Annotated in this window: 16 protein-coding genes; 10 read left to right on the forward strand and 6 right to left on the reverse strand. The window is 36.6% G+C overall.

The window, feature by feature from the left end:
- Position 1 precedes the first annotated feature (1 nt).
- Complete coding sequence (locus FAF07_RS06530; protein WP_142784342.1) at positions 2-523, reverse strand: DUF2975 domain-containing protein; 522 nt, start codon at positions 521-523, stop codon at positions 2-4.
- A gap of 134 nt (positions 524-657) precedes the next feature.
- Between FAF07_RS06530 and FAF07_RS06535 the strand changes: the two genes are divergently transcribed.
- The 9 genes from FAF07_RS06535 to FAF07_RS06575 all read left to right on the forward strand — a co-directional run bounded on the left by FAF07_RS06535 (position 658) and on the right by FAF07_RS06575 (position 8,661).
- Positions 658-1,800 carry an aminotransferase class I/II-fold pyridoxal phosphate-dependent enzyme gene (locus FAF07_RS06535; RefSeq protein WP_142784343.1) on the forward strand — a complete coding sequence of 381 codons (1,143 nt, stop codon included), beginning with the start codon at positions 658-660 and terminating at the stop codon, positions 1,798-1,800.
- A 27-nt stretch (positions 1,801-1,827) separates the two neighbouring features.
- The gene (locus FAF07_RS06540; RefSeq protein ID WP_142784344.1) at positions 1,828-2,241 is read left to right on the forward strand and encodes a putative signal transducing protein; all 414 of its coding nucleotides are present in this window, start codon (positions 1,828-1,830) and stop codon (positions 2,239-2,241) included.
- Positions 2,238-2,846, forward strand: a complete 609-nt coding sequence (gene bioD, locus FAF07_RS06545) for a dethiobiotin synthase (protein WP_142784345.1) — start codon at positions 2,238-2,240, stop codon at positions 2,844-2,846. Before FAF07_RS06540 ends, bioD begins: the two co-directional genes overlap by 4 nt.
- Before the next feature lie 101 nt (positions 2,847-2,947).
- Positions 2,948-4,213, forward strand: a complete 1,266-nt coding sequence (gene bioA, locus FAF07_RS06550) for an adenosylmethionine--8-amino-7-oxononanoate transaminase (RefSeq protein WP_142784346.1) — start codon at positions 2,948-2,950, stop codon at positions 4,211-4,213.
- A gap of 101 nt (positions 4,214-4,314) precedes the next feature.
- Positions 4,315-5,472 carry a beta-ketoacyl synthase N-terminal-like domain-containing protein gene (locus FAF07_RS06555; protein ID WP_142784347.1) on the forward strand — a complete coding sequence of 386 codons (1,158 nt, stop codon included), beginning with the start codon at positions 4,315-4,317 and terminating at the stop codon, positions 5,470-5,472.
- A 50-nt stretch (positions 5,473-5,522) separates the two neighbouring features.
- Complete coding sequence (gene bioB / locus FAF07_RS06560; RefSeq protein ID WP_142784348.1) at positions 5,523-6,617, forward strand: biotin synthase BioB; 1,095 nt, start codon at positions 5,523-5,525, stop codon at positions 6,615-6,617.
- Between the two features lie 137 nt (positions 6,618-6,754).
- Complete coding sequence (locus FAF07_RS19015) at positions 6,755-6,907, forward strand: GIY-YIG nuclease family protein (protein WP_317130348.1); 153 nt, start codon at positions 6,755-6,757, stop codon at positions 6,905-6,907.
- Positions 6,908-7,247: 340 nt separating this feature from the next.
- Positions 7,248-8,108, forward strand: coding sequence for a cupin-like domain-containing protein (locus tag FAF07_RS06570; protein ID WP_142784349.1), 861 nt, complete (start codon positions 7,248-7,250; stop codon positions 8,106-8,108).
- A gap of 154 nt (positions 8,109-8,262) precedes the next feature.
- On the forward strand, positions 8,263-8,661 hold the full coding sequence (locus tag FAF07_RS06575; RefSeq protein ID WP_317130339.1) for a DUF6646 family protein: 399 nt from the start codon (positions 8,263-8,265) through the stop codon (positions 8,659-8,661).
- A gap of 59 nt (positions 8,662-8,720) precedes the next feature.
- Here FAF07_RS06575 and FAF07_RS06580 read toward each other — a convergent pair whose 3' ends face one another.
- Positions 8,721-9,194, reverse strand: coding sequence for a regulatory protein RecX (locus FAF07_RS06580; protein ID WP_142784350.1), 474 nt, complete (start codon positions 9,192-9,194; stop codon positions 8,721-8,723).
- Positions 9,195-9,280: 86 nt separating this feature from the next.
- On the opposite strand from FAF07_RS06580, the gene FAF07_RS06585 reads away from it, so the two are divergent.
- Positions 9,281-11,812 carry a T9SS type A sorting domain-containing protein gene (locus FAF07_RS06585; RefSeq protein WP_142784351.1) on the forward strand — a complete coding sequence of 844 codons (2,532 nt, stop codon included), beginning with the start codon at positions 9,281-9,283 and terminating at the stop codon, positions 11,810-11,812.
- Between the two features lie 278 nt (positions 11,813-12,090).
- Here the strand turns inward: FAF07_RS06585 and FAF07_RS06590 are convergent, their stop codons facing one another.
- From FAF07_RS06590 to gdhA, 4 genes are all read right to left on the reverse strand, one after another.
- On the reverse strand, positions 12,091-14,502 hold the full coding sequence (locus tag FAF07_RS06590) for a TonB-dependent receptor plug domain-containing protein (protein WP_142784352.1): 2,412 nt from the start codon (positions 14,500-14,502) through the stop codon (positions 12,091-12,093).
- A 3-nt stretch (positions 14,503-14,505) separates the two neighbouring features.
- Entirely contained in the window at positions 14,506-15,225 is a 720-nt protein-coding gene (gene recO, locus FAF07_RS06595; protein ID WP_142784353.1) for a DNA repair protein RecO, read from the reverse strand.
- On the reverse strand, positions 15,225-17,570 hold the full coding sequence (gene porZ, locus FAF07_RS06600) for a type IX secretion system anionic LPS delivery protein PorZ (RefSeq protein WP_142784354.1): 2,346 nt from the start codon (positions 17,568-17,570) through the stop codon (positions 15,225-15,227). The genes recO and porZ overlap by 1 nt, the downstream gene beginning before the upstream one ends.
- Before the next feature lie 121 nt (positions 17,571-17,691).
- The gene (gene gdhA / locus FAF07_RS06605; RefSeq protein ID WP_142784355.1) at positions 17,692-19,035 is read right to left on the reverse strand and encodes an NADP-specific glutamate dehydrogenase; all 1,344 of its coding nucleotides are present in this window, start codon (positions 19,033-19,035) and stop codon (positions 17,692-17,694) included.
- Positions 19,036-19,202 lie beyond the last annotated feature (167 nt).

Below are 19,202 nucleotides of genomic sequence, written 5' to 3' on the forward strand. Positions count from 1 at the left end.
GTTAGATTGTTAGGTCGTTTTCAGCTTGAATTTCAGTAGCTCGTTTAAATAATGACGCTATAACAAAAATGACACCAGCCATAAATATATATGCAGAAGTCTCCATTTCTAGTTCTGTAAAAATCACTTTGTAACTCAACCATTTGGTATAAGCATTCGAAATAATCCCCAAGAGACCCACACTTAATGAAAAATAACTAATTTTAAAAATCAGTTGTACTACTACTCCATCAAATGGCCTATTAAAATCCATTGTTTTAAATATTTTAATTAGAAGGTAAAAAATATAAGCCTTTATAATTACAATCAATACAAAGAGCAACACAACAAAAGTGTAGTGCATCTCACTAAAATCATAAAGATTAGAGATATCAATTCCCATATATAAATTTTCGGTAGCCTTCTTATTTACAAAAATGGTAAGAATTGACACTATAGCTATGGCACCCGCTTTAATACAGTAGCCTATAAATACAATCCACGATACTACGTTCATTATGTTTAAAACTTGTTTTGTTTTCATAATTATTATTGTTTTTCGATAACAAATATACAAAAATTATTGATAAACAATAATTTTTTATTAAAAAAAGATAAATATAAATTTTTAGACCTATCATGTTTTAAAAACCTGACAGGTCTTTGTACATTTGATTTGTGATTCCAAAAAAACTTCAACAAAAACTAGAAGAACGCAAAGCGAATAACGCTCTGAGATATTTGGGAACACCATCTAATTTAATAGACTTTTCATCCAATGACTATTTAGGTTTTTCTAAATCTGAAACCATTTTTAATAAGACACACGCGTTTTTAGTGGGGCATAACATGACCCAAAATGGGGCTACGGGCTCTCGTTTATTATCAGGTAATCACACTTTATATCCTATTACTGAAAATATAATTTCAAATTTTCACAACAGTCAATCTGCACTCATGTTCAATTCGGGTTACGATGCCAATATCGGGCTCTTTTCGTCTGTCCCACAGCGCAACGACGTGATTTTATATGATGAATTTGCACACGCTTCCATACGTGATGGCATCTCTATGAGCCATGCCACAGCCTATAAGTTTATGCACAATGATCTGGAAGATCTAGAACGTCACCTTGTGCGTTGCCGACAGATTTCAAAGGAAACCACTATGTATATAGTAACAGAATCTGTGTTTTCTATGGATGGTGATTCGCCAGATTTAAAAGCCCTAGTTACCATCAGCAAAAAGCATCAAGCGCATGTTATTATTGATGAAGCACATGCGGTTGGTGTTTTTGGAAAAAATGGTGCAGGTCTTGTTCAAGAATTAGAATTAGAACAGTATATATTTGCTCGCATTATAACCTTTGGAAAAGCGCTGGGGTGTCATGGTGCTGCTATTCTTGGAAGCGAGCCCTTGAAAGCATATCTCATCAATTTTGCGCGTAGTTTTATATATACTACCGGGCTACCACCTCATAGTTTAGCCACCATTCAGTTTGCGTATCAGGAATTAACTGATACAAAAATCAGACATAAACTGCATCAAAATATTCACTATTTTAAATCGGAAATCACTAAAAATAATATTGAAAATATCTTTATTGAATCTCATTCGGTGATTCAGTGTTGTATTATTTCAGGTAATGATTTGGTAAAATCTATTGCAAAAAAACTACAAGACCATCAGTTTGATGTCAAACCAATAGTATCACCAACCGTTCCTAAAGGCAAAGAGCGCTTGCGTTTTTGCTTACACAGTTATAATACTAAAAAAGACATCTCAGCGGTTTTAAATTTGCTGGCAACTTTTATAAATTAGGCATGACGGAAACACCCAATAAAATGTATGAGCGAAATATTTAAAACCATAGCACGATTTCAATATTCCATGGAGGCACAAATCGTAAAAGGCCGACTGGAAGCCGAAGGCATACAAGTGTTTCTATCAGACAACCTAACCATAGATACAGACCCGTTGGTAAGCCATGCTATTGGCGGCGTGAAACTCAAAGTGTTATCCCGTCAAGCGTTGGAAGCACAGCATATTTTAGAGTCTATCAAAAAATATTCTATTGATGACGATGGTAATACCGTAAATTGCCCAAATTGTAAAAGCGAAAAAATAGAACTCTTTTCAACAATAAAGGATGCTAAATCATTATTCTGGTTTATTTTTGGTGTATTATTTTCAACACTCCCATTTTACACAAAACATAAATATAGGTGTGAAAATTGTAAAACAGAATTTGATTTAAAATGAACACCTATTTCATTACAGGAATTTCAACCGATGTCGGTAAAACAATCGCTTCAGCAATTATAACGGAAGCTTTAGAGGCCGATTATTGGAAGCCTATTCAAGCTGGGGAATTAGACCATGGCGACACCAAAAAAGTAGAACATTTAATTTCAAATAAAACATCGAAATGTCACCCCAATAGCTATGCGTTACAAACTCCAATGAGTCCACATGCAGCTGCAGAAATTGAGAATATTTCAATTGACATTAAAAAAATTAAATCGCCGAAAACTAAAAACCATTTGGTTATTGAAGGTGCGGGCGGATTGTTGGTCCCTTTAAATGACACCCAGACCGTTTTAGACCTCATCAAACCAGGATATATGGTCATTGTGGTATCTCGTCATTATTTAGGAAGCATTAACCATACACTGCTTACCGTGAATCTTTTAAAAGAAAAAGGCTTTAATGTGTCTATCATCTTTAGCGGTGCGGAACACGTAACAACCGAACGTATTATTTCTAAAATGACAGGTGTTCCCATCATTGGAAGAATTGATGAAGAGCCCTATTTTGATAATAATGTGATTAAGGAATATGCCGAAATTTTTAAAGAAAAATTGTAATCAATGTTACCTTGAAATTGCTTGTGCCGAATTTATTTCAGTATTTCAGGGGTAACATCAAAAAAATATGAGATACTGAAAACGAGTTCAGTATGACGCTTATGAACTTACAAGAACGCGACAAAAAACACCTATGGCATCCCTTAACGCAACATAAGTTGCATCCCGATACCGTAGCCATAACCAAAGCCGAAGGTTGCATCCTAACAGATGAAAACGGTAACGAGTACATTGATGCTATAGCCTCTTGGTACACCTGTATGTTTGGGCATTGCCATCCGTATATTACCAGTCGAGTCTCAAAGCAAATGCAACAACTCGATCAAGTGGTGTTTAGCGGTTTTACTCATAAACCAGCTGTAAAACTTAGCGAAGCGCTTATAAAAATCCTCCCTGAGAATCAAAACAAGATTTTCTTTAGTGACAATGGTTCTACGGCTGTTGAAATTGGAATTAAAATGGCGCTACAGTTTCATTTTAATAAAAGTGATAAACGGAATACCTTAATTGCCTTTGAAGATGGATTTCATGGCGACACCTTTGGTGCCATGAGTGTTTCTGGATTATCGGTTTATAACGGCCCTTTTGAAGACTTCTTTTTAGATGTACAACGCATTCCTACCCCTAATGGCAAAAACCATGAAGACATATTAGACACTCTGGAGGCTATTGTTAAAACACATGATGTGGCAGGCTTTGTTTACGAACCTTTGGTACAAGGTGCCGCCGCCATGAAAATGCATGACGCTGAGGGTTTAAATGCTATTCTAAACTTTTGTAATGACCATGATATTATTACTGTGGCAGATGAAGTCATGACCGGTTTTGGGAAAACAGGCAGGCACTTTGCATCACTCTATATGGATACAAAACCAGATATTATCTGTTTAAGCAAAGCACTTACCGGGGGTTTATTACCTATGGCGCTTACCACCTGTTCCCAGAAAATATATGATGCCTTTTATAGCGACGACCTTAAAAAAGGACTTTTTCACGGGCACACCTATTCTGCAAATCCACTGGCTTGCACCGCTGCTTTGGCGAGTATTGAGCTTTTGACCTCGAAAGAGATGCAAGACAACATAGCCCGCATTACCGATTCACATCAAGCGTTTGGAGCACGTATAAAAAACCACCATAAAGTAGTATCTATTCGGCAAATGGGTATCATTTTCGCACTAGACCTGAATGTTGAAATGGCACGTTATGGTAACTTACGAGACAAGTTATTCCAGTTTTTTATGGATAAGGGTGTCTTTCTGCGCCCATTAGGCAATACCATATATATTCAAGCGCCATACGTGATTACTAAAATTCAATTGGATAAAGTGTATCAAGTTATTGAAGATGCTTTAGAAATAGTATAACTTTGTCATCCGAACGTCAATCTAAATTTATTTCAGATTTACATCCCAACATGATGAGGTGCTGACACAATCCCAATATCGGGACAGCATGACAAAAACATATGGACAAACCAATCTCTATAACGGCTATAGCATCTATTTCCCCCTTGGGAAAATCATTGGCCGACACTTGGACGAATTATCAAACGGACAGCCATTTTATCAAAGAAAAAAAGTTTAAAAATGATCCTGTTTTAGTCGCTGAAATTCCAAAAGAAGCAAAACAAGACATTGAATTATTAAGACAATCTGACAGCAAATATAAATCGCTTGACAATACGGTTTTATATGCCATTTACGCCTCTAGACAAGCCGTAAGAGATGCCGGTTGGAAAAATACAGACAATTTTGGTATCAATATCGGCTCATCAAGGGGCGCGACACATCTCTTTGAAACCTATCACGAAGATTTTCTTAAAAATAACAAGGCCAAAACCCTAAGTTCGCCAACCACAACTTTAGGGAATATCTCATCTTGGGTGGCTCATGATTTACAAACTAAGGGCCCAAACATTAGCCATTCTATTACCTGTTCAACGGCATTGCATGCGGTACTAAACGGAATTGCTTGGATAAATTCTGGCATGTGCCGTTCCTTTTTGGTTGGCGGCAGTGAAGCGCCATTAACAGGGTTTACTATTGCGCAAATGCAAGCTTTAAAAATTTATGCTAAAGACACTAATGACTATCCGTGCAAAGCCTTAGACCTGAACAAAACCCAAAACACGATGGTATTGGGAGAAGGCGCTTCTATGGCCTGTTTAGAATCTGGCAGAAAAGAAAATGCCTTAGCTATTATTAATGGTATGGGTTATGCCACCGAAATTCTTGAACATAACATCTCCATTTCAAGCGATGCCAAATGTTTTCAAAAATCCATGCAAATGGCATTGGGCGGCATGAATCCGGAGGCCGTTGATGCTATTGTAATGCATGCTCCAGGGACTATAAAAGGCGATCAATCGGAATATAAGGCCATTGAAACCCTATTTAAAACAAAGATGCCCGCTTTAACTTCCAATAAATGGAAAATAGGGCACACCTTTGGTGCTTCTGGAATGTTGAGCATAGAATTGGCGATTTTAATGTTACAACATCAAACCTTTATAAACGTGCCCTATTTAGATAACGAGCACCAACCGACCACACTCAATCATATTTTAGTGAATGCCGTAGGTTTTGGCGGAAATGCCGTGAGTATTTTGTTATCTAAAAAATAAAAGCGTAACTTTTAAATTAGTATTTTTGAAATTGAATAACCAACAGATTTATGAGCGAGATAAGACACAACTGGACTAAGGAAGATATTCTTAATATTTATAATAAACCCTTAATGGAATTGCTTTACGAAGCAGCTACCATTCACCGTTTGCACCACGATCCTAATACGGTTCAGGTGAGCACCTTGCTATCTATTAAAACGGGGGGTTGTCCAGAAGATTGTGGTTATTGTCCGCAGGCAGCACGTTATCACACCGATATTGAGGGGAATGATTTAATGTCTCTTCAGCAAGTAAAAGCGCAAGCTTTACGAGCCAAATCAAGCGGAAGCTCGCGCGTATGCATGGGTGCCGCATGGCGAAATGTAAAAGACGGCGAGGAGTTTGACCAAGTTTTAGAAATGGTACGCACCATAAACAAATTGGATATGGAAGTGTGCTGTACCTTGGGTATGATTACCGAAAACCAGGCCCAACGTTTAGCAGAAGCCGGATTATATGCTTACAACCATAACTTAGATTCCTCTGAAGAGTATTATAAAGAAGTCATTTCCACGCGAGGTTACGAAGACCGTTTAGAAACTATTGATAATGTACGTAAAACCAATGTTACAGTGTGTAGTGGCGGTATTATTGGTATGGGCGAAAAGATTGAAGACAGAGCTGGCATGTTAGTCACCTTATCAACATTAAATCCGCAGCCAGAATCAGTTCCTATTAATGCGTTGGTAGCCGTTGAAGGCACGCCTCTAGAAGACCAAGAACCTGTATCTATTTGGGATATGGTTCGTATGGTAGCTACCACTAGAATCGTGATGCCCGAAACCCAAGTACGATTAAGTGCGGGTAGAACCGACATGACCAGAGAAGGACAAGCCATGTGCTTTTTTGCTGGTGCCAATTCCCTTTTTGCAGGTGATAAATTATTAACCACACCCAATCCAGATGTGAACGAGGATATGAAAATGTTTGAGTTATTGGGCTTGAACCCGCAAAAGCCCTTCATTAAAAAAATGCAACCTGAAACCGTTGAGGCCAATAATTCTCAGTATCAAGCCTTAGGTGAAAAGCCGAAATGGACACGGCCAGAGCATGCTATTGAACGTAATGAAGCAGCAAAGGCAAAAGCTAAGACTGTTAAGTAGCGTCATTTCGACGATAAGAGAAATCTGATAATCTTAATCTGTGAAAACCTAACTATTTTTCGTTGCTACATAAATACGTCGTTTATATTACTACTAATAAATACCGAACCACATGATACATAGGTTTTACCAATAATATCCAAAATAGATTATCTCAACATTATTTTGATAGTCAACATACTAAAAAATCTTTTGCAGGAAAATATGCATGCATCTATATGGTTTATTACGAAACATTCAAATATCCAAAATTACGGATTGCAAGAGAAAAAGGACTCAAAAAATGGTGACGCGAAAAGAAAAATAAATTAATATCAGATTTCAATTCTAAGTGGGAGACTTTAAATCATCACATATTCTAATCTTTATGCGATGTCTCAATCGTTCCTCATTTCGACATGACTAAAAAACACCTGCGTTAGGGATAGCAGCGGCATCCTTTTTTGTGCCCAACAATACGTTATAATAGAAACTCATTTTAAGAGGTATTGCGAGCATTTATTGAGATCCTGAAATAAATTTAGCACAAAAAAGATATAGCGTATAGCCCGACCCTTGTGGTAACGCACAAATTACTTTTTTACTTCGACTCTATTTTAATACCTTTGACTCCCTTAAAACTCGGAAGCATTGTCCTTAAACCTTCAAGATATACCGCGCGTTCATACCATTAGTAAGGCTAATTTTATAGAGTACTACCTAAAGCCGCAAAAGCCTGTTGTGATCGAGCATTTTATTGATGATTGGCCAGCCTATAGCAAATGGAATTTAGCGTATATGAAACGTTTGGGAGGCGACATTACGGTGCCGTTATATGATGACCGCCCCGTGGATTATAAGGATGGGTTTAATGAGCCGCATACTAAAATGAAATTGGGTGATTATGTCGATTTATTACAGCGCGAACCTACCAAATACCGTATTTTTTTATGGAATGCCTTAAAGGAAATACCGCAGTTACAAAAGGATTTCTGGTTTCCGGATTTTGGTTTAAGGCTGATGAAAGGTTTGCCTATGCTATTTTTTGGAGGTCGCGATGCACACACTTTTATGCATTATGATATTGATTTAGCCAATATTTTTCATTTTCATTTTGAAGGCAAAAAACAATGTATTTTGTTTGACCAAAAGCAAACCGATTATTTATATAAAATTCCGCATTCCTTAATTACCCGCGAGGATATTGATTTTAATAATCCTGATTTTGATAAATGGCCCGCACTTAAAAAAGCCACCGGATATAAAACAGAACTCAATCATGGTGAAACGCTGTATATGCCCGAAGGCTATTGGCATTATATGCGTTACATCACACCAGGTTTTTCTATGAGCTTGCGCGCTATTGCCAGAAACCCAAAAAACTTTAGTAAGGCTGTTTATAATTTATTGATCATGCGTCAATATGATAACGTTATGCGTCGCTTTAAAGGGCAGAAATGGATAGATTGGAAAAATGAACAGGCTATAAAATCCACAAATAAACGTTTGTAATTAAAACCTTAACAATTACAAAACTTAGTAATACATTTGCACACTCAAAAAATAAAAATAATGAAGAAAATAATTTTAGTAGTAACCTTATTAAGTGCTTACTTAATAAATGCACAAGCTTTTATAGGTAGTGGCGATAACAAATTTCAAGTTGGTGCAAATTTTTCAAGATAATGGTACAGGGCTTAACGCCAGTTACGATTTTGGTGTTGGCGAGAACATGTCTTTAGGTCTTTCGTCTACCTACGCCTTAGGTGTTGATGATGCGCTTGATGCTGATTTTGGAGATCGTTTTGATGTTAGAGCGCGTTTTAACGCCAACTTAGGCAGTGTGGTTAATATTGATGAGAATTTTGATATTTACCCAGGTTTAAGTTTTGGTTTAAAAAACTTTGGCGGCCATTTAGGGATGCGTTATTTTTTTACTGAAGGTTTCGGGATTTATACCGAATTCAATACGCCTTTTGCTAAATACAATACCGATAGATTAACGCCAGATGAAAAACTACACAACCAGTTTACCGTAAATTTAGGTGCTGCCTTTAACTTATAAACCCTATACTTTTAAAAAAAGCGAATAAGAGAATTATTCTTTACCCGATTTTTTATGCCTTACTTGATGATTTCGTGTGCTTTAGCATAAACTAAATGCGACTCCCAACCGCGATATAAAAAATAATCTATAAACTTCTTTCTTTTCTTCATAACATGCATTTCGGTAATGATTTTCGCTCTTTTTTCGGCTAAATCATTAAAAATCTCGATATACTCCGCCTCTGGTATTTCTGCAAGTGCCTGATTTATATTAACTTTGGACACGTCCTTTTGCTTTAGTTCATAAGTTAATCGGCGTCGACCCCAAGCCTTAATTCTAAACTTACCACTTACAAATGTTTTGGCAAAACGTTCTTCGTTAAGAAAGTTGTGTTGCAACAGGTGTACTACAATCATATCGATAGCTTCAGGTATCATACGCATAGACACTAATTTTTGCCTGACTTCTTGATGACAACGTTCTTGGTACGCACAATAATGCTCTAGTTTTTTGGTAGCTTCTTGTAGGGTATATGTTTTATTTGATTGCATAGGCTTTCAAAAATAACAATAGATACATTAACAATAAGAATAAAAATTTATAAAAACCAAATCGTAGATTTTCAAAAGGTAACACGATGCAAAACTTGACTTATAAATCATCCCTTACATTTTTAATAGGTTGCTTGTTTGTGGTGTCTTTTGGGTTTGGGCAAATAAAATTAGCTGAAGTAAATTTTGAAAAATCAGGAGGGTATTCTACAAGTATTCCAGAATTTACAGATTTTGTTGATCCTGGAACAGGAACGGATGGAAGGGATTATTTTATTAGAACAGACGGGGCTAATATTAGAGCAGAAATATTTACCAACAAACAAGGGTCTTATTATTTTACCGCCCAAGATCATAGCGCTGATGGCAGACCCAATATTGCCAGATTATTTTTAAACAATTTGAACGTAAGCGGCTATTCTAATTTAGTGTTTAAAATACATCTTGCTGAGGATGATTTAGTAGATGGAAGTACAAATCATTGGGATAACCCAGACTATGTCCATATTGGTTATGATATTGATGACACCGGAATTTATTCAGACCTTTTATGGATTGAAGGGTCTGGGGGTGACAATAGCGCACCCAGAATAGATACAGATTTTGACGGTACAGGTGATGGTACAGAAATCACGGATGAGTTCGTGCAATTCTCTGAAACCATAGGTGGTATAGGGAGTCTTTTAGACATCCAGATAGAATTTAGACTAAACGCCGAGGGAGAAGATATTGCCATCGACAATATTGAAATTTGGGGGACTTTAGACCCTTGTGGTTCAGCGGTGACTTGGGATGGTTCTTCTTGGGATAACGCTGGTGCCGGACCAGATATCACAACACCTGCAATTATTAACGCTGATTTTAACACTGGCACAAACGGAAGTTTTAGTGCTTGTAATTTAACCGTATCTAACGATTCCGATTTATTTATTGCAGATAACACTTTTGTGGAAATTCAAAATGATATAAGGGTTGATGCTTTAAGTTCTATTGATATTGCACCTACAGGTGCTATAGTTCAGAGAAATGATTTTAGTGATCTTATAAACAGCGGTTCTATGTCCGTTGACAAAATAACCGCTCCTATGGACGCTTGGTATGAATACACCTATTGGAGTTCGCCTGTTTCAAATGAAACTATTGTTGGAGCGATTCCTGACTCTGAACCTAGTAGACGTTTTGTATATAATGGGCAGGATTTTTTGGATGCCACTGCCGAATCCAATAATGACAATTCATCTGATTCCGGTCAGGACGATGTAGATGATGATGGCAATGATTGGGCACGGGTAGATAGCACGACAGTTATGGAAGCAGGCGTTGGATACGCTACTACATTAACTGAGTTTGCCTATAATATTGTGCCAGGAACATCTAATAAAAGTTTTAGATTTACTTTTACAGGTGATTTTCATAATGGTGTTTATAAAATTCCTGTATATAGAAATGACTCTGAAATGGCAGACAACAACTGGAATTTAATAGGAAACCCATATCCTTCAGCTATTGATGCGGATCTGTTTTTAGAAGTCAATAGTGCTATTCCTCAAGATATTAGCGGCATCGATTATACTGGCATCCCATATATAGATGGTGCGATTTTTTTATGGTCTCAAGACACGAATTTTTCTGCTAATAACAATGGAAATGAAGCACTAAATTTTTCAGCCTCAGACTACGCTATAATCAATGGATCGGGTGAAACTGCCGGTGGCGATGGGATACAGCCAAATCGATTTATCCCTTCGGGTCAAGCCTTTTTTGTATCCATGTCTAATGATGCCCCTGCCGATTTGTTTTCTGGAGATGTTTACACAACAGAGGTCAGGTTTAATAATGGGATGCGTACTTCTGGGACTACGGATAACAGTCAATTCTTTAAAAACTCATATACTAAAAAGAGTTCTACTTTAAATGCTAATAAATTATGGATTGATTTAACTTCTGATAATGGCGTGTATAATCAAACTCTTGTCGCTTATATAAACGGTGCTTCTAACGATGATGATGGTGCTTATTTTGATGCTCGTAAAAGTCCATCTGCTGGTACTTCTGCAATACTATATACTATTATAGAAAATTCTGATAAAAAATTCGCTATTCAAGGAAAATCACCACATAGCTTAAATGAAGATGAAATTATACCACTTGGATTTAGTACGACTATAGATGTAGCTACCTTATACAAACTATCTATTGCGCAATTAGAAGGCGACTTTTTAGACAACAATCCTATCTTTTTAAATGACAAACTTTTAAACACCGTGCATGATTTATCGGCATCAGATTATAGCTTTACATCCGAAGTCGGGGAATTTAACGAGCGTTTTGAAATCGCCTTTACTGCCAGTGCATTTTCTACCGAAGAACTCCGCGCAGAGCAGCATGGATTGAAAATTATAGAAAGTAATGGTAACCGTGTACAGTTTAGCGTAAACCCTAATCTAAACATTAAAACTGTTGTTATTTTTGATGTATTGGGCAGACCCTTGTACAATTTAAAAGGGACGCAACCTACCGAAACGTTTACCTTATCCAATTTAAAGAACACGGTTTATATTGCTAAGGTGACCTTGTCAAATGGTGCCGTGATTACTAAAAAGGCTCTAAAAAAATAATGCGTTTTCAAATGGGTAGTGGCATCAAAATAGTTGGCGACCAGATTCTTTCAACGAGTCGTCATAACTGTTGGCTTTGTTATGCTTTAAACAATCTGGGGTTGATTAATAAATTTTTAATTAGTTATTAAAATCCTACAAGGTTTTCAAATCTTGTAGAATTATTTTGTAATTCTAATACCTACAAGGTCAAAATAAGACCTTGCAGGATATGAAAAAGAATTATTTGTTGTTGAAATTCAGGTTTTTTAATCTTGAACATTAATCGAACCCAGGTTTTAAAAACGATACTTCAAAGCCATAATTAAGTTTCTTCCTCCTGCCGTAATTCCCGAAGAATAGGGTCTATAACGCTGGTCTGTAATGTTTTCTAAGGCTGCCGTAATAGTTGTAGAAGCTCCAATAGTATATTGAGTTCTTATATTAAGGGTATACCATGAGGGTGCAAAAGGATTCCCATCAGCATCGCTAGCATACAAATAGTCTTTTTCCACTTCAGAAGGCGCTAATTGATTGAAGGCTAATTCATTATTATAATTCAAAAATGCATCCACTTTAAAATCCCCTTGATTCCAAATAAGGTGGGTATTTCCAAAGTGTGGTGCGACGTGACGGATGGGTACCTCAACTCCATCATTATCCTCTGTTCCACCAATAATACTGTACTGCGATGTGAGTTGTAATTGGGTAGATATAGGAAGTTTTAAACCCACCTCAAACCCATAAATCCATGCCTTGGACGCATTTTGAATGGCTTGTACTTGACTGAGTTCTCCATCATACATGATTTCTGATGCACCGTTTAGGGTAGCATCACGTCTTACAAGCGCATTGTCTAAATACGTATAGTAAGTGCTCATGTCTAAAATAAGTTTCTTATTGAAATTTAATTTTAGTCCCAATTCGCCACCATAAGCATATTCTGGTCTTAAGGCCTCATTAGGCACCACCACCGATCCAGGTTCGGAATCGAATACTTTACCAATATCATCAATATTGGGTGCACGAAACGCAGAAGAGGCATTTAACTTCCACTGCATAATCTTATTCGGAGACCAGGTCATACCCGCGGTTCCTGTGAGCGCCCCTGCGCGATTGGTCGATCCATTAAATGGTAAGTTTAAATATATATTATTCTCTGAAAAGTCTGCTTTCGATACCACATGATTAAAACGCAAACCCGACTGAAACACAAATTTGGAATTGGGTTTATATTTAATACTGCCATACACTGCTGCCGATTGCCAACTGGCACCATTTGGGTATCTGGACACTGTTGAATTTAATTCTTGTGTGGCAATATTCTGTTCTAAGCCTTTAGATTTTACTTTATTATACACATACGCTGCTCCGTAATAGAACCGGGTTTTTAAGCTCGCCGTTTTTTCAAAATCTAAATTGAATGAATAGGCATCTACAGCTTCTTCCCGAGTGCTTCTAATATCGGATTGAAAATCACGATCCGATCGACTTTCTTGAAAATTTTGATAGGCTATCGTGGCCTTTATTTTATCATATATATTAGAGCCACTGCTTAATTTAGTGACTTGCATATTGGACATGAACCAACGTTGTGGGCCGTAATGCCATTCAACAGACCGTAAGCTGTTATTTTTATAGCGAATTAAACGATCGTACCTAGGAATATCTGAGGTGGTGGTGTAATACAATCCCAAATCGAAACTCAAGTTCTCGGTAGGTTCATAGCGCGCTTTCTGCAATAGATTCAACTGACTATAGCCAGAATATCTTTGAATCTTTGGATTACTATTTAAAATACTTATGTCTTCACCATCTACTCGTATGGCGAACTCTGGTCTTAAATAAGCATCTAGTCCGTTTGCTCCCATTCGTAAATCCCCAAAACTGGTATAGCTGGCATGCGTTACAAAACCCCATTTCCTGAATCCTAAATTAAAATCGATATGTCCTGTTTTCTCATCACTAGCGGTAGCATAGCGCGTAATCACTTGAGACCTTATAACTAAAGAATCTATATAAGACAGCTTGGGTTTTTGGGTATAAAAACTCATGACGCCCCCAATGGCATCGCTACCATAAATTACAGAACCCGAGCCCAAGGTCACCTCTGTATTTTGAATAGCAAAAGGGTCTATGGAAATCACATTTTGCAAGTTTCCCCCTCTAAAAATGGCGTTGTTCATGCGTACGCCATCTACCGTAATTAATAATCTATTGGTTGAAAACCCACGAATCATCGGGCTGCCACCACCCAACTGACTTTTTTGAATGTAAACCTGTCCTGTACTTTCTAACAAATCGGCAGTGGTTTGCGGATTCACAAATGCCACACTTTCGGCATTCATGCTTATTATTTTTTGAGGAATATCTCTTTTACTTTGTTGAAATTTAGAGGCCGAAATAACAATTTCTTCCAGGCCTTGCGTGTTCGATTCTAAATAAATGCGATTAGCGATCCCGAGTTTAGATTTCGTAAGGCTTTTTAAAACAAAAGATAAGTGTTTAAGATAAATGGTTTCAGTATCTGAAAACTTATCAAGATTGGCTTCCCCAATAAAATTTGTAACAACACTTTTAGATTTGTCAATATTGTAGATTGCCACCCCAAAAACAGGTGCGTTGCTGCTTTTATTAAGCACCTTTATTTGTTGCCCATGCATGCTGGTTATGGCAAATAAAAAAGTTAAGAATCCGTAAAAAAATTTCATGTATTAATTAAAAACTTGATTAAAAATCTTCAAGGATTTAGGGGTTTTAAAGCTGCCCAAATGTAATTCAAAATAGAGCAAAATCATATTTAAAAATGCTTGTCTTTGTTTGGCGTTAATCTTCACTAAATAAAGTGCATCAAATGTTGTGCCCATTAGTTGTTTTAAGAGTATTAAATTTTCTCCTGAAATGGAATATCGATCTGTTTTTTTTAACTCGAATTGACCATGACTGAGGTTAAAATATTGATAATCTGTATTAAAATCTTCGGGATAAAACCCTAGGTACTTGGTGAGGTTAAGTAAAAACAATAAGTGAAAGTTTGAATAATTCGAATGGGTGTCGAGCCAGAGTAGCGTGGTTTCAATATATTTAAATAGCGATTCATTTTTTTCTTCTTCTTGCAAGGTGCTCGATAAAACCTCGGAAAGGAACATAACAATCGAACTTTTTAAAATATGCGTATGTAAACTGGTATATTGATGATTAAGTTTCGTTTCTGTGATGGCCTGCAATGAACGATTGCCTTTATAAACGATGTTTAATTGCAATTGCGAAAGAAGCTGAAAATAGGCTACTCTTGAAGCGCCTTTTTTGCTTTTTAAGACCCCACGAATAAGAAAACTAACAACGCCCAATTGCTCCGTATAGCACTTGACTATTAAATCGTTATCACGGTATTTTAGCTTAGAAAGAACAATGGCATTTGTGAAAACCTGCATTACCTAACCACCATTAATTTTATAATGCGTGTTTCAAATGTATCCAAATCTGATAGCATCACCAAATAGACACCAGAAGCCACGATATTATTCGCTAGGTTTTTACCATTCCAATAGGCTGTTCCGCCATCAATTTCGAGATTAAAACCATTATATCTTTGATTGGTTCGAGACTGCGCCTCTGCAACTAAATTACCTTCAATATCTGTTATTTTTATATTTACATTTTCAGAAAGGTCTTTAATCTTGACCTTTTCATCTACTATATTAAAGTTCGGTCTAACGGGATTGGGATATGCGAAGGTGTTTGTTAAGTCTTCCAAAGGATCCGAAGACCCCGACCGAAAAGAGACTAAACCTTTGCTTGTGGCAATATACACAATGCCGTTTACATCATCTATTGCGACATCATTGACCGTGTTTGAAGGTAGTGGTGAATTATCTGTTGTAAAATGATAAATGGTTTGTTGGCCGTCCGAAGAAAAATAGAATAATCCTGAATCGGCAGTAGCAATCCATTTGTTATTGGAGCCATCTACTTTTATATCGGTCACAAACTGCTGAAATAATAACTCCTTAGCAATGCCATCTTCAAGAATAATTATTTCTTCAACCGTTGCATTATCATTAGTGAAAAAGTCGGATGTGTTATAAAGCACCCGCAATCCACTTTCCGTACCTATCCATAATTGATTTCTCTTGTCTAAAGCTACAGCCCAAGTTCGGGTTGTTGGCATATTTTCTTCTTTTTCTCTTATATTTTTTAATAATGGCGTGCCGCTATTTTCGTTATATACAATTAGACCATAGTTGTAACTTCCAATCCATTTGGTAGAATTATTATCAATAACAAGATCGCTAAATCCAAGGTTACCAAAAGGATCTGGGATTAAGGAGCTAAAATCATAACTTTGCCACTGGTCTGTATTGGGGTTATAAGACTTTAATGGCTTATCTATTATGGCCGTCATAGACCACAATAAACCGTCTCTATCGAACACCGATCCCGAAAGCCTTAGACCAATAGCATTTGGATCGGTTGGCAGTGCGTAGGATTCCAAACCACTATTGGTTTGATCAAATCGGTTGGTAGGAATATCATCCAGGATTTCTAACAAACCATCCTGGAATGAGCTTACAAATACTTGTTGAGGATTAAATGGATTAATGGCAATATTGTTTAAATTTCTCAAATTAAACAAACTATCGTAAGGAATATTCCTCCATAATTCGTCATCAAGTTTACTAAGGCCATAAGGTCTTACTGGCGAGGGAACATATCTACTCGTATAATCACCAAAAGAAACCCATACTTTATTAGTCCCTGCTTGAATTGAAAAAGGTGTATTTAATAATGGTCCATCGGGATGAATTTCTCCATAGTTTACAGGGTTTGCAATGGCTGTTTTCAAAACACCAAAATTTTTGGTGCCAATATATAGAAATTCTGAATCTGAAGTGGCAGATGTGAATACCGTTGGAAAATCCGTTGATACGGTTGCTTGCACTATTAAATTAAAAGCCGCATCGTAAACGAATACATCATTTTTAGTGGTTACGGTTAAACGGTTGTTGACAGAATTGGTATGAAGTGGTGCATCATTATATGTAAACCGCGTTACGGGAACATCATTCACTATCTCAAAAATACGTCTTCCCGTATTAACAGCATATAATGCATTCTCCACATACTCGACGGATAAAAAACTACCCGTAGTAATAGTTTGCCAATTCCTAAAGTCAATCAAATTTGGATTTGAAATTTGTGCTTTTTTTATACCATTTCCATTTGAGCAGGCTGCATAAATGTAATCGCCTTTAATGGCTGTTTGTTTGACTTGCAATTGAGCGCCACTATTGCCTATAAAATACGTATCTCCAAACTCCAATCGCTCTAAATCAAATACAGAAATTCCAAAATTTGTAGATATGTAAATGACGTTATTATATGAATTAAAGTGATTGATTCTTTTATCTATCGAAGGAATGGTTGGTTTGTCAATAATATCGACTACCGTTAGAATTTTATCGTCATTATCAAAAGCAATTTCAATCAAGCCATTTTCATAGCCTATAATTAATAATTCATATGTCGTGCTGTAATAAATAGTTGATATAGATTCTCCAGACAGCCCATTAACCGTGGTTAGTTTTTCAATGTCATTAGTGTCGGTATCATAGCTAAAAATCGCATTCTCCGCAGCAGCATATATCTTGTTGTTCCCAGGGATCACATCTTTAATATTAAAATACGAAAAATGACCTTCCCATAATGCTGAAAAATCTTGAGCAAAATGTAGCAATGGCAACAGGAGAATAAATAGTGAAAAGGTTTTTTTCAGCATAAGTGTGTTCTAAATGTAAATATATTTATAAGTAACGGGTTTTAGCAGAAAATAATATATTTTAAATGAAAAAGACCTCTTGTTTCCAAGAAGCCTTTTATAATTTAACTATTGGTGCTTTCTAAACCACGCCTTGTGCTAACATAGCATCTGCCACCTTAACAAAACCGGCAATATTAGCCCCTTTTACATAATCGACATAACCATCATCGTCTTTTCCATATTCAATACATTTATCATGGATATCTTCCATAATATCTTTCAGTTTCTCATCGACCTCTTCTCTCGACCAATTATATCGTAACGAATTTTGAGTCATCTCTAACCCAGAGGTTGCAACTCCTCCCGCATTTGATGCTTTCCCCGGTGCAAACAAAATTTTAGCTTTGTGAAATGCAGTTATTGCTTCCTTTGTAGATGGCATATTAGCGCCTTCACTTACGCAAAAACAGCCGTTTTTTAATAAGGTCTCGGCATCTGCTTCATCTAGTTCATTTTGAGTAGCACATGGTAAGGCGATATCACACTTTACCCCCCATGGCGTTTTACCTGCTTCAAATTTGGCATGAGGATATGCATTAACATATTCACTTATTCTACCGCGTTCCACGTTTTTTAAATGCATAATAAACTTCAACTTATCGGCATCAATGCCTTCCTCATCATGAATATATCCTGAAGAATCTGAAAGTGTCAATACTTTTCCGCCTAGGTGCAGCACTTTTTCTGCGGCATACTGTGCCACATTTCCTGATCCAGAAACCACGACGTCTTTTCCTTCAAAGCTATCCTCTCTAATTTGTAGCATTTTTTGCGCAAAATAAACGTTGCCATAACCCGTTGCCTCTGGTCGTATTAAAGAGCCTCCCCAAGACATTCCTTTTCCTGTTAGAACACCTGTAAATTCATTTCTTAGTTTTTTATACATACCGAACAGGAAACCTATCTCTCGTCCACCAACACCAATATCTCCAGCAGGAATATCTGTATTAGCTCCAATATGTCTAAATAATTCACTCATGAAGGCATGACAAAAACGCATGATTTCGTTATCGCTTTTTCCTTTAGGATCGAAGTCACTTCCTCCTTTTCCTCCTCCCATTGGTAAAGTTGTCAGACTATTTTTAAATACCTGCTCAAAGGCTAAGAATTTTAAAATACTCATGTTGACAGTCGGGTGAAAACGCAAACCGCCTTTGTAAGGTCCAATGGCTGAATTCATTTGAATTCTATAACCTCTATTTACTTGAATTTCTCCTGAATCGTCTACCCAGCAAACCCTAAAGGTTATAGCCCGTTCTGGTTCTACCATTCTTAAAAGAATGTTTTTACCATGATAAATATCATGATTAACAATATAAGGAAGTACCGTTTCTGCTACTTCTTCAACAGCTTGCAGAAACTCGGGTTCGTTGCCGTTTCGTTCTTTAACAAGATCTAAAAACGAATCAATTGTGTCTTTCATTTATTCAATTTTGTATTATAATTTATAAATTTGCAATTTCAATGCACAAATATACGTTATCTTTAAAAATTACATCATTTTTTTTTGAAATTCGCAATTAATTATTTGATGATATTTTAGTCATTTTCTTAATATTTGTTTCTACCCTCAGTTTTTATATATTTGTT

The organism is Changchengzhania lutea (assembly GCF_006974145.1).
GTDB lineage: Bacteria > Bacteroidota > Bacteroidia > Flavobacteriales > Flavobacteriaceae > Changchengzhania > Changchengzhania lutea.

Bases quoted from the DNA above. Each gene is read 5' to 3' on its own strand.
- bioB (WP_142784348.1), top strand. From the start codon at position 5,523: ATGAGCGAGATAAGACACAACTGGACTAAGGAAGATATTCTTAATATT.
- bioD (WP_142784345.1), top strand. From the start codon at position 2,238: ATGAACACCTATTTCATTACAGGAATTTCAACCGATGTCGGTAAAACA.
- FAF07_RS06590 (WP_142784352.1), bottom strand. From the start codon at position 14,502: ATGAAATTTTTTTACGGATTCTTAACTTTTTTATTTGCCATAACCAGC.
- porZ (WP_142784354.1), bottom strand. From the start codon at position 17,570: ATGCTGAAAAAAACCTTTTCACTATTTATTCTCCTGTTGCCATTGCTA.
- FAF07_RS06540 (WP_142784344.1), top strand. From the start codon at position 1,828: ATGAGCGAAATATTTAAAACCATAGCACGATTTCAATATTCCATGGAG.
- gdhA (WP_142784355.1), bottom strand. From the start codon at position 19,035: ATGAAAGACACAATTGATTCGTTTTTAGATCTTGTTAAAGAACGAAAC.
- FAF07_RS06530 (WP_142784342.1), bottom strand. From the start codon at position 523: ATGAAAACAAAACAAGTTTTAAACATAATGAACGTAGTATCGTGGATT.
- recO (WP_142784353.1), bottom strand. From the start codon at position 15,225: ATGCAGGTTTTCACAAATGCCATTGTTCTTTCTAAGCTAAAATACCGT.
- bioA (WP_142784346.1), top strand. From the start codon at position 2,948: ATGAACTTACAAGAACGCGACAAAAAACACCTATGGCATCCCTTAACG.
- FAF07_RS06585 (WP_142784351.1), top strand. From the start codon at position 9,281: ATGCAAAACTTGACTTATAAATCATCCCTTACATTTTTAATAGGTTGC.
- FAF07_RS06555 (WP_142784347.1), top strand. From the start codon at position 4,315: ATGGACAAACCAATCTCTATAACGGCTATAGCATCTATTTCCCCCTTG.
- FAF07_RS06580 (WP_142784350.1), bottom strand. From the start codon at position 9,194: ATGCAATCAAATAAAACATATACCCTACAAGAAGCTACCAAAAAACTA.